We start from the raw sequence: 14,770 nt of genomic DNA, 5'->3' as shown, positions 1-14,770 counted from the left end.
ACAGTTCGTTGGGAAGGCAAAGAAACTGTCGGTACCGCCGGAAAACGCTCCCGAGGAGACGCCGATGCCGTACCGACCGCCGCTGGTCCCGTACGAGACGTTCGTGGCCGACCCGCCCGACCTGCCCGTACGGGAACCGGGCGAGGACGGGGTCGCCACCGTCGGCCGGGCCGAGGTCGTCGCCACCGACGGGCACGGCGTCACCGTCAAGGCCACCCTGTCCGACGGCGGCAGCCTGGTGGTCCGCCTCGACGCCGCCGGCCACGGCGTGATCCGGGTACGCCTCGCCGAGGACCCGCAGGCCCGCAGCCGCTCGGCCCGCGCGTTGCCCCTGGTCCACCCCCGGCCCCACCTCGCCGCCCTCACCGTGGACGACACCCACGTGCTCATCGACGCCGGAGCGGTCGTCGCCGAGATCCGCCTCGACCCCTGGCACCTGCGGTTCCTCACCCCCGACGGGCGGGTGCTGCTCGACCAGGACCCGGGCACCCGGGACATCAGCGGCCGACGCCGCACCCTGCCGTTCGGCCGCAGCAGCGTCGACGGCGCGCCCGTCGCCTGGCACGAGAGCTTCGTGGCGTTCGGCGACGAACGGTTCGTCGGCTTCGGGGAGAAGTTCACCCCGCTGGACAAGCGCGGCCAACGGGTCCTGATGTGGAACTACGACGCCTTCGGCGGGGAGTCCGACCGGTCCCACAAGAACGTGCCGTTCTACCTGTCCGACCGAGGCTACGGGGTGCTGGTCGACAGCGGCATGCCGGTGCAGTTCGACGTCTGCCAGTCCACCCACAGCGCCGTGCAGATCCTCGTCCCCGACGACCTGCTCGACTACTACGTGCTCGCCGGCCCCACCCCCACCGAGGTGCTGGACCGGTTCGACGAGCTGACCAGCCGGCCGTACCTGCCGCCGAAGTGGGCCTTCGGGGCGTGGATATCCTCCGGGTTCTACCCCGACAGCCAGCAGCGGGTGCTGGAGCGGGCCCGGCGCATCCGGGACCGCGACATCCCCTGCGACGTGCTGCACCTGGACTGCTACTGGCAGGTCGCCGGCCGCTGGTCGGAGCTGCGTTGGGACGACGAGGCGTTCCCCGACCCGGCCGGGATGCTGGCCACCCTCACCGGGCAGGGCTTCCGGGTGTGCCTGTGGATGAACCCGTACCTGATGACCGGCAGCCCGCTCTACGCCGACGCGGCCCGCGCCGGCTACTTCCTGCACCGCGCCGACGGCAGCACGTACGTCGCGGACGTGTGGCACGGCAGCTACCCGGCCAGCGCCATCGTCGACTTCACCAACCCCGACGCCGTCGCCTGGTTCCGGGGGTTGCTGCGGCCCCTGCTGCAACAGGGGGTGGCGGTGTTCAAGACCGACTTCGCCGAGGCGGTGCCGGCCGACGCGGTGGCGCACAACGGCATGACCGGCGTCGAACTGCACAACGTCTACACCCTGCTGTTCAACGACATCGTCGCCGACCTGACCGAGGAGGTCGCCGGGCACCGTACGGTGTGGGCCCGCTCGTCGTACCTGGGCGGGCAGCGGCACAGCGCGCAGTGGAGCGGCGACGTCAACGCCACCTGGCCCGGCCTGGCCAGCACCCTGCGCGGCGGGCTGTCGCACGGGCTGTCCGGGGTGCCGTTCTGGAGCCACGACACCGGTGGCTTCCACGGCACCCCCGACCCGGACCTGTACGTGCGGTGGACCCAGTTCGGGGCGCTGTCGCCGCTGGTCCGGCTGCACGGCACCACCAGCCGGCTGCCCTGGGACTTCCCCGCCGAGACCGAACGCGACGCGGTGGCCGCGCTGCGGCTGCGCTACCGGCTGATGCCGTACCTGTGGTCGGCGGCCGTGGAGGCGGCGCGCACCGGAGCGCCGATGATGCGGGCGCTGCTCGTCGACACCCCCGAGGACCCGACCGCGTGGACCACCGACCTGCAGTACCGCCTCGGCGTCGACCTGCTCGTCGCCCCGCTCACCGACCCGTCCGGGCGGCGGGCCGTCTACCTGCCCACCGGCGACGACTGGATCGACGCCGGCACCGGTGAACGGCACGGCGGCGGCCGGCACCTGCGGATCGACGTGCCGCTGCACCGGCTGCCGCTGTTCGTCAGGCACGGCGCGCTGGTGCCGCTGGTCGCGGCCACCAGCACCGTCGGCGACGGCCCGTTCGACGACGTCACCCTGGTCAGCTGGGGCGGCGTGGACGCCCGCACGGTGCTGCACGACGTCGACGGCGACACCGTGGTGGAGGCGCTGCGCGACGGCGACACCCTGCGGGTCCGCACCGACGGGCCGCTGCGGGTCCGCCGGCTGGGTGTGGTCGGCGACGGCAGCCCCCGCCGGCTGCTGCTCAACGGCGAACCGGTCAGCCCGACGCCGTTCGTGCCGTGGTTCCCGCCGGACTGACCCCACCGGGTGCCTGTCCGGGCTCCGGACGGGCCGCTAGAGTTAGTTGAGTTTCCAGCCGAACAGACGTACCGACGGTGCACCGGCACGCCGACGGCGTCGCCCACCGGCCGACCCGGCGTGCCCGTGCGGGGTCGGCCGGTGGGCGATGATGCACCGCCACGGCACCACCCACCGTCGGGCGCAGGGAGCGGACAGACCGTGATCAGCATCCACAACGAACCACAGCCGACCGACCTGGGCGACGTCCGGGTGGCCAACCGGGCCGTGGTCCTGCGGCACGTCCGCCTGCACGCACCCTGCTCCCGGGCCGACATCGCCGCCACCACCGGCCTCAACAAGGCCACCGTGTCCAGCCTGGTCACCGAGCTGCTCGACAGGCGACTGGTCCGCGAGACCGGGCTGACCGGCAACCGGGTCGGCCGGCCGGCCACCATGCTCGTGCTCGACGGCGCCCCGTACGCGGCGCTGGGCCTGCAGATCGGCGCGGACGACCTGGTGGTGGTCGCCGTGGACCTGGGCGGCAACCGGCTGCTCACCTGGCGACGGGCGTTCCCCGCCCCGACCGCCTCCCCCGCCGACACCGTCCGGGCACTGGTCACCCTGGCCCGCCGCGCGATCGGCCGGGTCACCGGGCAGGGCCGCACCGTGCTCGGCCTCACCGTCGGGGTGCCCGGCCTCGTCGACACCGCCGGCGGGGTGCCCCTGGCCAGCGGCCTCGGCTGGCGGGACGTGCCGCTCGCCGCCGACCTGCGGGCCGCGCTGCGCGAGACCGGGTTCACCGTCACGGTGGACACCGACGCCAACCTCGCCGTGCTGGCAGAGCAGCGGCACGGCGCGTACGCCGGCGCCACCGACCTGGTCCACGTCACCGGTGGGCTCTCCGTCGGCGCCGGGGTGCTCGCCGGCGGGCGGCTGCTGCGCGGCGGCCGGGGCCACGCCGGGGAACTCGGCCACCTCTGCCTCGACCCGGCCGGGCCACCGTGCCCGTGCGGGCGACGCGGCTGCCTCGCCGCGGTGGCCGCGCTGCCGGCCGTGGTGGCCCGCCTCCTCCCCGACGCCACCCGGGACGGCCCGGTCACCGACTACCTGCCGGAACTCGACCGGATCGTGGCGTCGGCCCGGCAGGAGGAACCCGCAGTGCTGGCCGGTCTCGCCGAGATCGGCCGGCACCTCGGACACGGGGCGTCGATCCTGGCGAACCTGCTCAACCCCGAGGCGATCGTGGTCGGTGGGCACTTCGCCACCCTCGCACCCTGGCTGCTGCCGGCCGCCCGCGCTGAGCTGGTCACCCGGACCCTCGCCCCGCAGGCCGGAGGCTGCCGCCTTGACGCCTCCACGCTGGACTCCGCCGCCACCGCGCTGGGCGGCGCGACCGCCGCGTTGGCCACCATCGAGGCCGGTCGACTCCCCGCCGGCTGATCCGGGTGCCGGTCACCCCTTGACCGGCCGACGCGCAGGTGCCAACCTCGAACCGCCGCCCCGTCGTTCGGGCACCCGGGGCGGCACGTTTTTCGCAGTCGTCGAAGCGCTTCGCCGCTCCGGGCCGACGACCGCCACCACCCTCACCGCGCGATGCCGCACGTCACCACGGCCGTCGAAACGCTTCGACCGCCGGCCGGACGCCTCACCGCGAGCCACCGGAAGGTAACCGCAGATGAACGACCCCACCGGACCGTCCCCCGAAGCGCACGCCGACGACCTGCTGGCCCGGCTCACCCTGCCGGAGAAGATCGGCCTGCTGCACCAGTGGCAGGCCCCCGTGCCCCGGCTGGGCCTGCCCGGCTTCCGCACCGGCACCGAGGCGCTGCACGGGGTCGCCTGGCTCGGCCCGGCCACCGTCTTCCCGCAGGCCATCGGCCTGGCCAGCAGCTGGAACCCCGAGCTGATCCGGGCCGTCGGCGACGCCGTCGGCACCGAGGTACGGGTCAAGCACCAGGCCGACCCCACAGGCGTCGGACTCAACGTGTGGGCGCCGGTGGTCAACCCGCTGCGCGACCCCCGCTGGGGCCGCAACGAGGAAGGCTGGTCGGAGGACCCGGGGCTGACCGGCCAGCTCGCCACCGCCTACGCGTCCGGGCTGCGCGGCGACCACCCCCACCGGCTGCGCACCGCCCCGACTGTCAAACACTTCCTCGGCTACAACAACGAGACCGACCGGGCCACCACCTCCAGCGACCTGCCACCCCGGGTCCTGCACGAGTACGAACTGCCCGCCTTCCGCGCCCCCCTCGCCGCCGGCGCGGCGGTTGCCGTGATGGCCTCCTACAACCTGGTCGACGGGGTGCCCGCGCACCTGAGCCCGCTGCTCGACGGCGAACTGCGCCGGTGGACCACCGACGAGGTGATGGTGGTCGGCGACGCCGGGGCGGTCACCAACATCGCCGGCGTGCAGGGCCACCTGCCCGACCACGTCACCGGCTTCGCCGCCGCCCTACGCGCCGGCATCGACAACTTCACCGAGGACGACACCGACAGCGCCCCGACCGTCCGACGCATCACCGAAGCCCTGCACCGGGGACTCGTCGACGAATCCGACGTGGACCGGGCGGTACGACGCATCCTCACCGTCCGCATCCGCCTCGGCGACCTGGACCCACCCGGGCAGGACCCGTTCGCCGGGGTCTCCCCCGACGTGCTCGACAGCCCCGCCCACCGGGACCTGGCCCGCGAAGCCGCCCGCCAGTCGATCGTGCTGCTCGACAACGACGGGCTGCTGCCACTGCCCACCCGCACCCCACCCCGGATCGCGGTCCTCGGCCCGCTCGCCGACACCGTCCACGAGGACTGGTACAGCGGCACCCTGCCGTACGCGGTCACCGTCCGGGAGGGACTGGCCCGGGAACTACCCACCGTCACCCACCACTGCGGCGCCGACCGGATCGCGTTGCGCGTCGGCGACCGGTACGTCCGCTGCCCCCGCTCCTGCGAGGGCGGCCCGCTGACCGCCGACGACAGCCGCGACGGCACCTGGTTCGACGTGTTCGACTGGGGGCAGGACGTGGTGGCGCTGCGCGCCGTCGCCAACGGCCGGCACGTCGGCGCCGACGACGACGGGGCACTGGCCAACGACCGCCCCGGCCCGGGCGGCTGGATCGTGCGGGAAACCTTCCGCTTCCGGCACCGCCCCGACGGCACCGCGCTGCTGCACCACCTCGCCACCGGCGCGTACGTGCGGGTCGACGAGACCGGGCGGCTGCGCGCCGACGCCACCGACCCGGACACCGCCACCGCGTTCACCGTCGAACTCGTCGCCGACGGCGCGGCCGAGGCCGCCGCGTTGGCCGACGCCGCCGACGTGGCAGTCGTCGTCCTCGGCAACCACCCGATGGTCAACGGCCGGGAAACCGAGGACCGCGTCGACCTGGCCCTGCCCGCCGGGCAGGAGCGGCTGCTGCGCGCCGTGCACGCCGCGAACCCGCAGACCGTGCTGGTGCTCACCAGCAGCTACCCGTACGCGGTGGGCTGGGCGCACGAGCACCTGCCGGCGGTGCTGTGGTCGGCGCACGGCGGCCAGGAACACGGCACCGCCCTGGCGCAGGTGCTGCTCGGTGTCACCGACCCCGGCGGCCGGCTCACCCAGACCTGGTACCCCGACGCCGCCGACCTGCCCGACCTGCTCGACTACGACGTGATCGGCGCGGACAGCACCTACCTCTACTACCGGGGCGAGCCGCTGTACCCGTTCGGCCACGGCCTCAGCTACGCCCGGTTCGACTACGCTCACCTGCGCGTCGACACGCCGACGGTCAGCGCCGGCGGCGAGGTCGAGGTGAGCGTCGAGGTCACCAACACCGGCGACCGGGAGGGCGAGGAGATCGTGCAGCTCTACACGCGGCAGCGCCGTTCCCGGGTCAAGCAGCCGCTGCGGCAGCTCCGCGACTTCACCCGGGTCACCCTCGCCCCCGGCCAGCGGCGCACGGTCACCCTGCGGCTGCGCGCCGACGACCTTACCTGGTGGGACGAGCAGCGCGGCGGCCCGGTGCTGGAGGACGCCACCCACACCCTGCTGGTCGGCCGCTCCGCCCGCGACATCCGCGCCGTCGGCGCGGTGACCGTGCACACCCGCGCCGCCGCGCCGCGGCCCCGCCCGGCCGTGGCCGCCGGCGGCACCCGGTGACCGGCACCCCCGGGCGCAGCCGCAAGTCGCCCGACCAGGTCACCATCGTCGACGTCGCCCGGCACGCCGGGGTGGCGGTCAGCACCGTGTCGTACGTGCTCAGCGGCAAACGGGCCATCTCCGAGGTGACCCGCACCCGGGTGCTGGCCAGCATCCGGGAACTGGGCTACCACCCCAACGCCGGGGCGCGGGCGCTGGCCAGCCGACGCGCCAACACCATCGCCCTGGTCCTGCCGCTGCGCGCCGGCATGCAGGTGCCGGTGGTGATGCAGTTCGCCATCGCGGTGGTCACCACCGCCCGCCGGTTCGACCACGACGTCCTGCTCGTCACCTCCGACGAGGGGCCGTCGGGTCTGCGCCGCATCGCCGGCAGCGCCATGGTCGACGGGATGCTGGTGATGGACGTCGAGCTGGACGACTCACGGGTGCCGCTGCTGCGGGACCTGACCCGGCCCAGCGTCCTGATCGGCGTCCCCGCCGACCCGACCGGTCTGACCTGTGTGGACCTGGACTTCCACCGCGCCGGGCAGGTGTGCGTGGAACACCTGGCCCGGCTCGGGCACCACCGGGTGGCGCTGCTCGGCGCTCCCGCCGCCGTCTACGACCGGGGCACCGGCTTCGCCCACCGCACCCGCGCCGGGGTGACCGCCGCCGCCGACCGGCACGGCGTCACCGTCGTCACCCAACCCTTCGAGGAGGGGCCCGCCGCGATCCGTCAGGAACTCGCCGACCTGCTCGACCGGCACCCCGACCTGTCGGCGCTGGTGGTGCAGAACGAGGCGGCCGTCGGGCCGGTGCTGGCCTGCCTGCCCACCCTGGGACGACGGGTGCCGCAGGACATGTCGGTGGTGGCGATCTGCCCCGACCAGTTCGCCGAACAGGCCGCGCCCCGGATCACCTCGGTGCCGGTGCCCGCCGAGGAGATCGGCCGACAGGCGGTGACGTTGCTGATGCGTAAACTGCACGACGAACCGGTGCCGGAGGTGACGCTGCTGCCGCCCCGGTTGACCATCCGGGACAGCACCGCCGCGCCGACGGCCCGGACCCCCCGGTGACCGGCGGACCACCCCCGTCGGCACACCGGATCTGGGACGACGCCCCGGCCGCCGACTGGCCCGACGCCTTCCTCACCGGCAACGGCGAGTACGGGCTGATGGTCCCCGGCGACCCGCACGCCGAACGGCTGGTGGTCAACCACCACCGGTTCGTGCTGCCCAACGGCACCCACGACGCGCGGGCCCCGCAGCTGGCCGCGCTGCTGCCCCGGATCCGGGAACTGGTCCTCACCGGCCGCCGCGCCGAGGCCGGTGCACTGCTCACCGGGGGCCGGGACCTGGCGTGGACCCAGTCGTACCATCCGGGGTTCGCGCTGACCGTCGACGCCCCCGCGACGACGGTGCGCAACTACCGGCGGCACACCGACTTCACCACCGGTGAGGTGGTGGTGCGGTGGTCCGGGCGGCGACGACGCAGCTTCGTCTCCCGCGCCGACCGGCTCGTCGTCACCCACCTCGACCAGGGCGACTGCGTCGTCGGGGCGACAGGTGACCTGCCCGGCCGCCCCGACACGGTGCACTACGACACCACCGCCTACCGCCACGACGGACTGGTGTTCCTGCGGGTGCGTGGCCGCTACCCCGACGTCGGCGGCGCGTACGGCTTCGAGGGGGTGACCCTGGTCCGGGGCGACGCCGAACCCGCAGGTGACCGGGTGCTGGTACGCGGGCCGGCGCTGCTGACCACCGCCCTGGAGCGCACCGCCACCGCGGCGTGGCCCACCGCCGCGCAGCAGCGGCGGCTCGCCGACGGCCCGGCCGACTACCCGACGCTGCTGGCCCGGCACGTCACCCGGCACACCGGCGCCTACCGGCGGGTCGACCTGGACCTGGCGGTGCCGGCGGCCGACCGGGACCTGCCCGTGGGCGCGCTGCTCGCCCGGCACGCCACCGCCGGTGACCGGTGCGACCCGGCGCTGCTGGAACGACTCTTCCACGCCGGCCGGTACCTGCTGTTCAGCGCCAGCGGGGTGCTGCCGCCCCGGCTGACCGGCATCTGGACGGGTTCCTGGGACGCGGCCTGGGCGGGGGACTTCACCACCGACGCGAACCTCAACCTGCAACTGGCAGGCGCGAACGTCGGCGCGTTGCCGGAGGTGACCGCCGCGCACGCCCGGCTGGTCCGCGCCCAGATCGGGCACTGGCGGGACAACGCCCACGCCGTCTACGGGGCACGGGGGCTGCTGGCGCCCAGCCGCACCGACGGTGAACACGGGCACCTGTTCCACGTCCACCCGCAGTGGCCGTTCACCGCGTGGCTGGCCGGCGCGCACTGGCTGCTGCACCCGCTGTACGAACACCACCAGGTGACCGGGGAGCCGCTGGGGGAGGTGGCGGATTGGCTGGCCGAGGTGGCCGACTTCTTCACCGACGTGCTCACCGACGTCGACGGGCAGCCGGCGCTGGTGCCGTCGTACTCGCCGGAGACCGGGCCGCTCGACGACACCGGCCGGCCGGTGCCGGTCGCCGTGAACGCCACCATGGACGTCGCCGCCGCCCGGCACGCGATGGCCGTCGCCGCCGAGGTGACCGGGACGGACCGGTGGGCGGCTGCCCGGGCGCGGCTGCCCGGCTACCGGGTCGACGCGCGGGGCGCGTTGGCCGAGTGGGCGTGGCCCGGGTACCGGCCCGACGACGACCACCGGCACGTCAGCCACCTCTATCCGGTGTGGCCGACCGGGGAGATCGACCCGGACGACACCCCGGAGTTGGCGGCGGCGGCGCACCGGGCGTTGACCGTCCGTGGCGACGAGGACGGCTCCGCCCACGGCACCCTGCACCGGGCCCTGGCGGCCGCCCGCCTCGGCGACGGGCCGCTGGTCGGGGCGTACCTGCGGCGGATCGTCGCGGCGGACATGTTCTTCCGGTCGCTGATGAGCGCCCACAACCCGGGCCGGGTGACCTACAACGCCGACGCGGCGCACACCCTGCCGGCGGTGCTGATCGAGGCGCTGGTGCAGTCCCGGCCGGGACTGCTGCGGCTGCTGCCGGCGCTGCCGCCGGGCCTGCACCGGGGGGCGCTGCGCGGGGTGACCTGCCGGGGCAGGATCACCGTCGAGGAGCTGACCTGGGACGACGCCCGCGTCACCGCACGGCTGGTCGCCGCCACCGGCCAGCGGATACGGGTCCGCAGCCCCTACGGCGACACCGGCTGCGACCTGCCGGCGGGAACCCCGGTGCGGGTGACCCACCGCCGGTGACCCGGCGGGTCACAACGCGTCGGGCCGGCACAGGGCGGGATGCCGCTCCCCGGGGCGCGCGTACCAGGGGGTGTCGTCGGGGGCGGCGGCGGTGTCCAGCCGCAGCCGCGCCCACTCGTCCAACTCCGGCAGCGCGTCGGGGGCGAACCAGCCGACCTCGGTGGACTCGTCGCCGTCGGCGCGGGGCCGCCCGCCGACCGGCCGGCACCGGAACCAGACGTTGAGGTATTCGCAGGCGTCGCCGTTGGGGTAGACCACCGGGTGGGTGGCGACCCCCGCGATCCGGTCGACGACGACCCGTACCCCGGTCTCCTCCCACACCTCCCGCACCACCGCGTCGGCGGGCTGTTCCCCCGGGTCGACCACGCCGGCCGGCAGCGACCAGCGGCCGTTGTCGCCGCGGCGGGCCAGCAGCACCCGGCCGGCGTCGTCGCGGACCACCCCGGTCACCCCGGGCAGCAGCAGCAGGTCGTGTCCGACGTGGGCACGCAACCTGACGATGTACGGGGAGACGGCCACCGGCCCACGGTAACGGTCCCGCACCGACCCGGTGGCGTCGGACCCGCCCGGGGTGGCGGCACGCACGACGGCGGGGGCGCGCCGGGGTGTCCCGGGCAGCCTCTAGACTTCCCCGTCGATGGACCCGCAGCCCACCACCCCCGCCACCGACCTGCGTCCCTGCGCGCACTGCGGCCGTGACGTGCCGCAACGTGCCGGTGCGGGACGCCCGTTCCGGTACTGCCGGGACAACGACGGCGCCTGCCAGCGGGCGTCGCGCAACTCGCGGATGCGCCACCGCAACGCCCCCGGCCTGCCCGGTCAGGTGGCCCGCGCCTGGGAGGTCGTCGACCGGCTCGACCAGGTGGTGCAGACCCTCACCGAGGCGTTGCACGCCGAGCTGTCCCCGGCCGGGGTGCAGCGGCAACTCGCCCAGGCCCGCGCCGACGCCGCCGCCGAGATCGCCGCCGCGCACACCGCCCGCGACGAGGCCCGCGAGGCCGCCGAGTCGGCTGCCGCCGACACCGCCCGCGCCCGGCAGGAGACCCGGGCCGCGCTCGCCTCAGCCGACGCGGCCCGCCACCGTGCGGAGCAGGCCGACGCCCGCGCCGACGCCGCCCGGGAGCAGGCCGAACAGGCGCTCACCGCCGCCGACACGGCCCGCCGGGACGCCGCCGCCGCCCAGGCGCTGCGGGTGCAGGCCGAACGGGACCGCGACGCCGCCCGCCACGAGCTGCGGGCCCTGCGCGCCGAACGGGACACCGCCCGGCAGCTCGCCGCCGACCTGACCGTCGACCGGGACGCCGCCCGCGCCGACGCCGCCCGGCACGCCACCGACGCGCAGCGGGCCGTCGCCGACGCCACCGCCGCCCGCCAGGAGACCCGGCAGGCGCACGCCGCCGCGACGGCGGCCCACGCCGACGCCACCGCCGCCGCCGACCAGGCCCGGCAGGCCGAGGCCGCGGCGCAGGCGGCCCGCGCCGACGCCGACGCCGCCCGGGAGGAGGCCGCCGCGCGGACCGCCCGCGCCGGGGAGGGACTCGCCGCCGCGCTGGCCCGGGCGGACGCCCTGACCGCCGAGCTGGCGCAGGCCCGCACCGAGGTGCAGCGGGCGCACCGGGCGTCGGCCGCCGACCGGGACCGACTGGCCGACCTGGACCGGGCGCTGGCCGACGCCGCCGCCGCCCAACGCCGCGCCGGTCAACTCGCCGACCAGGTCAGCGACCTGGCCACCGCGTTGGCGCGGCTCAGCGGTCAGTCGTCGGGCTGAGCCGCGTCGGCCGGGCGGCCTGCACCTCGACCCGGGTGTCGTGGAACGTCGGCCCGCCACCGAGGTCGGTGTCGCGGACCCCGGTGACCGCGTTGACGGTGCTGCCGCCGGGACTCAACCGCGCCCAGTACGCCTTGTAGGTGAACGCCAACCCGGGGCGGGTGGCGTCGTCCACGGCGACGGTGGCCAGGAACTCCCCCCGGTCGTTGTGCACCCGCGCCGGGTCACCGTCGGCCAGGCCGCGGGCGGCGGCGTCGACCGGGTGCAGGTGGATGCGGGGCGGCCCGGTGCGGCTGCGGTGCCACGGCAGCGACGCGAACGTCGAGTTGAGGAAGAACCGGCCCGCCGGGGAGATCAACGCCAGGGGGAACCGGCGGGCCAGCGCGGCGTCGGCCACCTCCACCGGCGGGGTGTACCCGACGAGCGGGTCGACGCCCTGCCCGGTCAGCCGCGGATCGTGGAACCGGGCCCGCCCGTCGTGGCTGGGAAACCCACCCTCGGCGTACGGGGCGGAACCGACGGCGACGCCGGTGGCCCGCACGTACGTCCGGCGGGTCAACCCGTCGTAGTCGACGCCGGTGCCGTCGAGGAGTTGCCGTGCCAGGTCCTCGTCGCTGTCGCGCAGCCGGGGATGGTCCAACCCGAGGGCCGCGGCGATCCGCCGGAAGATCTCCGTGTTGGGCAGCGCCTGCCCCGGCGGGTCGAGCACCGGCCGGTTCAGGGTGGCGTAGTGGTGGCCGTAGGAGGTGTGCAGGTCGAGGTGTTCCGGTTGCATGGTGGCCGGCAGCACCACGTCGGCGAAGTCGCAGGTGTCGGTCCAGCGTTGCTCCAGCACCACCGTGAACAGGTCGGCGCGGGTCAGGCCGCGCCGCAGCCGGTTCTGGTCGGGGACGGTCGCGACCGGGTTGGTGTCGAAGACCACCAGCGCGGTGACCGGGGGGTCGGCCTCGTCGGTGAGCGCGGCGGCGAGCCGGCTCATGTTGATCGACCGGGCCGGCGGGGCGGGCATCCCGGCGGGCCGGGCCACCCGGTCGGCGTCGATGCGGTGGTGCCCGCTGGTGGTGGCCAACGCCCCACCACCGGGATACCGGAAGTCGCCGGTGAGCAGGGGGATCGCCGCGATGGCCCGGACCGCCTGCCCGGCCCCGGCGTGCCGTTGCAGACCCAACCCGATCCGGATGGCGGTGGGGCGGGTGGTGGCGATCCGCTCACCCAGGTCCCGCACCACGTCGACGTCGAGACCGCACTCGGCGGCGGCGCGGGTCACCGGCCACTCGTCGAGGCGGGCCTGCAACCGGTCCCAACCGACGGTGTGCGCGGCCACCCACTGCCTGTCGACCGCGCCGAGGTCCCGGACGTGCCGCATCACCCCCAGGGCCAGCGCGGCGTCGGTGCCGGGCAGCGGCGCGACGTGCGTGTCGCTGCGGGCGGCGGTGTCGGTGCGCAGCGGGTCGATGGTGACGACGTGGGCGCCCCGCTGCTGGGCCTGCCGCACGAACGGCCAGTGGTGCAGGTTGGTGGAGAGCAGGTTCGCCCCCCACAGGACGACCAGTTTCGCCTCGACCACCGCCTCCGGTTCGAAACCGACGGACCCGCCGTAGACCGACCCGAGGGCGGCCCGGGACGCGGCCGTGCAGATGGTGGTCCGCAGCCGCGACGCCCCCAGGTGCGCGAACAGCCGCGGACCCATCGACCAGCCCTGCACCAGCCCCATCGTGCCGGCGAAGTAGTAGGGCAGGACCGACTCCGGGCCGTGCACGTCGATGCTGGCGCGCAGACCGTCGGCGACCCGGCGGACCGCCTCGTCCCACCCGGCCGGCCGGTACGACACCGGTCCGACACCCTTCGGGCCGACCCGCACCAGCGGGGTGGTCAGCCGGTCGGGCCCGGTGACCGCGTCGAGGTAACGGTTCACCTTGCCGCACAACGCGCCCCGGGTGAACGGATGCTCCGGGTCGCCGCGCAGCGCCACCGGCCGCCCGTCGGTGACGGTGAGCTGCCAGACGCAGGTGTCGGGGCAGTCCAGGGGGCACGCGCCGGGATGCACGGTGGTGGCCATGCCGCGGATGCTATCGTCACCGGCCGCCCCGGCACGGCCCGTCACCGCTGCCCCGGCGGCCGGCGGCGGCTACCATCGCGGTGCACACACCGATGTCGCCCCGGCCGGGGCGAACCCGCCGGGTCGGTGTGGTGGCCGGCTACCCTTGCGGGGGTCGTCCCACCCGCCGGGGCGGGAATGCCCCGGCGGTGACCGGCCGTTACACCGGAAGACCAGCACCACGAGCGAGGGGAAGTCGAACATGGGCGAGCGCATGCTGCGCGGTAGCCGTCTGGGCGCGGTCAGCTACGAATCCGACCGCAACACGGAGCTCGCGCCGCGCCAGACCCGCGAGTACCTCTGCGCCAAGGGTCACCAGTTCGAGGTGCCGTTCGCCGTCGACGCCGAGGTCCCCACCACCTGGGAATGCAAGTTCGACGGCAGCGTCGCCCGGCTCGTCGACGGCACCGAACCGGAGCAGAAGAAGGCCAAGCCGCCGCGTACCCACTGGGACATGCTGCTGGAGCGGCGGTCCATCGCCGAGCTGGAGGACATCCTCGCCGAACGGCTCCAGGAGGTCCGCACCCGCCGCGGCCGCGCCTGACCCGACAACGACGACGCCCCCGGGACCTCCCGGGGGCGTCGTCGTGTCCAGGGTTCAGGGCCGGCGGGGTTCCACGATCTCCCCCTCGATGGCCCGCCCCTCGTCGACCACCTGCGGGGCCACCACGTCGTCCTCGGCCGGCGGCGCGGCCGGTTCCCCCCGCCGCACCCGCACCGTACGCGGACCGAACAGGTCACCGGCGACCATCGACGACACCCGCCGCTCGGTGGCCCGCTGCACCCCGGCCCGCGCCAACCGGCGCACCGGCGGCACCAGCAACAACACCCCCACCAGCCCACTGAGCAGGCCGGGGATCGCCAGCAGCAACGCACCGGCCAACCCGACCAGCCCGTCGGTCACCTGCCGGCCCGGCGGCTGCCGGGACTCCACCGACGTGCGGAACCCCCGCCACGCGCGCATCCCCTCCCGGCGCAGCAACACCAGCCCCAGCAGGGACGCGGCGAACACCAGCAGCACCGCCGCACCGAACCCGACGGCCCGGCCCACCCCGACGAACACGGCCAACTCCGCCACCACCGCCAGCAGCAAAGCCGGTGGCACGAACCTCAGGTATCGGCGCATC

The 14,770-nt window shown here is 75.4% G+C and carries 10 protein-coding genes; 7 read left to right on the top strand and 3 right to left on the bottom strand.

Features of this window, described 5'->3' with window-relative positions:
* Nucleotides 1–64: 64 nt before the first annotated feature.
* The 5 genes from Q2K16_RS04400 (at nt 65) to Q2K16_RS04380 (ending at nt 9,777) form a co-directional block, all read left to right on the top strand.
* Nucleotides 65–2,401: a TIM-barrel domain-containing protein gene (locus tag Q2K16_RS04400; RefSeq protein WP_302743681.1), complete on the top strand. Its 2,337-nt coding sequence runs from the start codon at nt 65–67 to the stop codon at nt 2,399–2,401.
* A gap of 201 nt (nt 2,402–2,602) precedes the next feature.
* Nucleotides 2,603–3,823: an ROK family transcriptional regulator gene (locus tag Q2K16_RS04395; RefSeq protein WP_302743680.1), complete on the top strand. Its 1,221-nt coding sequence runs from the start codon at nt 2,603–2,605 to the stop codon at nt 3,821–3,823.
* Nucleotides 3,824–4,058: 235 nt separating this feature from the next.
* The gene (locus Q2K16_RS04390) at nt 4,059–6,521 is read left to right on the top strand and encodes a beta-glucosidase family protein (RefSeq protein WP_302743678.1); all 2,463 of its coding nucleotides are present in this window, start codon (nt 4,059–4,061) and stop codon (nt 6,519–6,521) included.
* Nucleotides 6,518–7,576 (top strand): LacI family DNA-binding transcriptional regulator, encoded by a 1,059-nt coding sequence (locus tag Q2K16_RS04385; protein WP_302743677.1) that lies wholly within the window; start codon nt 6,518–6,520, stop codon nt 7,574–7,576. The genes Q2K16_RS04390 and Q2K16_RS04385 overlap by 4 nt, the downstream gene beginning before the upstream one ends.
* A complete protein-coding gene (locus tag Q2K16_RS04380; RefSeq protein ID WP_302743676.1) occupies nt 7,573–9,777 on the top strand; it encodes a glycosyl hydrolase family 95 catalytic domain-containing protein in 2,205 nt (734 codons plus the stop codon). Before Q2K16_RS04385 ends, Q2K16_RS04380 begins: the two co-directional genes overlap by 4 nt.
* Before the next feature lie 9 nt (nt 9,778–9,786).
* Here the strand turns inward: Q2K16_RS04380 and Q2K16_RS04375 are convergent, their stop codons facing one another.
* Entirely contained in the window at nt 9,787–10,296 is a 510-nt protein-coding gene (locus Q2K16_RS04375) for an NUDIX hydrolase (protein WP_302743675.1), read from the bottom strand.
* A 118-nt stretch (nt 10,297–10,414) separates the two neighbouring features.
* Between Q2K16_RS04375 and Q2K16_RS04370 the strand changes: the two genes are divergently transcribed.
* Nucleotides 10,415–11,545: a hypothetical protein gene (locus tag Q2K16_RS04370; RefSeq protein WP_302743674.1), complete on the top strand. Its 1,131-nt coding sequence runs from the start codon at nt 10,415–10,417 to the stop codon at nt 11,543–11,545.
* Here the strand turns inward: Q2K16_RS04370 and Q2K16_RS04365 are convergent.
* Nucleotides 11,523–13,604 carry a molybdopterin-containing oxidoreductase family protein gene (locus Q2K16_RS04365; protein ID WP_302743672.1) on the bottom strand — a complete coding sequence of 694 codons (2,082 nt, stop codon included), beginning with the start codon at nt 13,602–13,604 and terminating at the stop codon, nt 11,523–11,525. The genes Q2K16_RS04370 and Q2K16_RS04365 overlap by 23 nt on opposite strands.
* Nucleotides 13,605–13,845: 241 nt before the next feature.
* Here Q2K16_RS04365 and Q2K16_RS04360 point away from each other — a divergent pair, with 241 nt between their 5' ends.
* Nucleotides 13,846–14,187, top strand: coding sequence for an RNA polymerase-binding protein RbpA (locus Q2K16_RS04360; protein WP_007070998.1), 342 nt, complete (start codon nt 13,846–13,848; stop codon nt 14,185–14,187).
* A 54-nt stretch (nt 14,188–14,241) separates the two neighbouring features.
* Here Q2K16_RS04360 and Q2K16_RS04355 read toward each other — a convergent pair whose 3' ends face one another.
* Nucleotides 14,242–14,769, bottom strand: a complete 528-nt coding sequence (locus Q2K16_RS04355) for an FxsA family protein (RefSeq protein WP_302743664.1) — start codon at nt 14,767–14,769, stop codon at nt 14,242–14,244.
* Nucleotide 14,770 lies beyond the last annotated feature (1 nt).

The organism is Micromonospora cynarisoli, assembly GCF_030518815.1.
Lineage (GTDB): Bacteria > Actinomycetota > Actinomycetes > Mycobacteriales > Micromonosporaceae > Micromonospora > Micromonospora wenchangensis.
The sequence above is the reverse complement of the archived record's forward strand: the minus strand, read 5'-3'. Positions and strand labels throughout refer to the sequence as shown.

Excerpts from the sequence above, each read along its gene's own strand:
- Q2K16_RS04390 (WP_302743678.1), top strand. The coding sequence starts at position 4,059 with ATGAACGACCCCACCGGACCGTCCCCCGAAGCGCACGCCGACGACCTG.
- Q2K16_RS04400 (WP_302743681.1), top strand. The coding sequence starts at position 65 with ATGCCGTACCGACCGCCGCTGGTCCCGTACGAGACGTTCGTGGCCGAC.
- Q2K16_RS04355 (WP_302743664.1), bottom strand. The coding sequence starts at position 14,769 with ATGCGCCGATACCTGAGGTTCGTGCCACCGGCTTTGCTGCTGGCGGTG.
- Q2K16_RS04365 (WP_302743672.1), bottom strand. The coding sequence starts at position 13,604 with ATGGCCACCACCGTGCATCCCGGCGCGTGCCCCCTGGACTGCCCCGAC.
- Q2K16_RS04360 (WP_007070998.1), top strand. The coding sequence starts at position 13,846 with ATGGGCGAGCGCATGCTGCGCGGTAGCCGTCTGGGCGCGGTCAGCTAC.
- Q2K16_RS04370 (WP_302743674.1), top strand. The coding sequence starts at position 10,415 with ATGGACCCGCAGCCCACCACCCCCGCCACCGACCTGCGTCCCTGCGCG.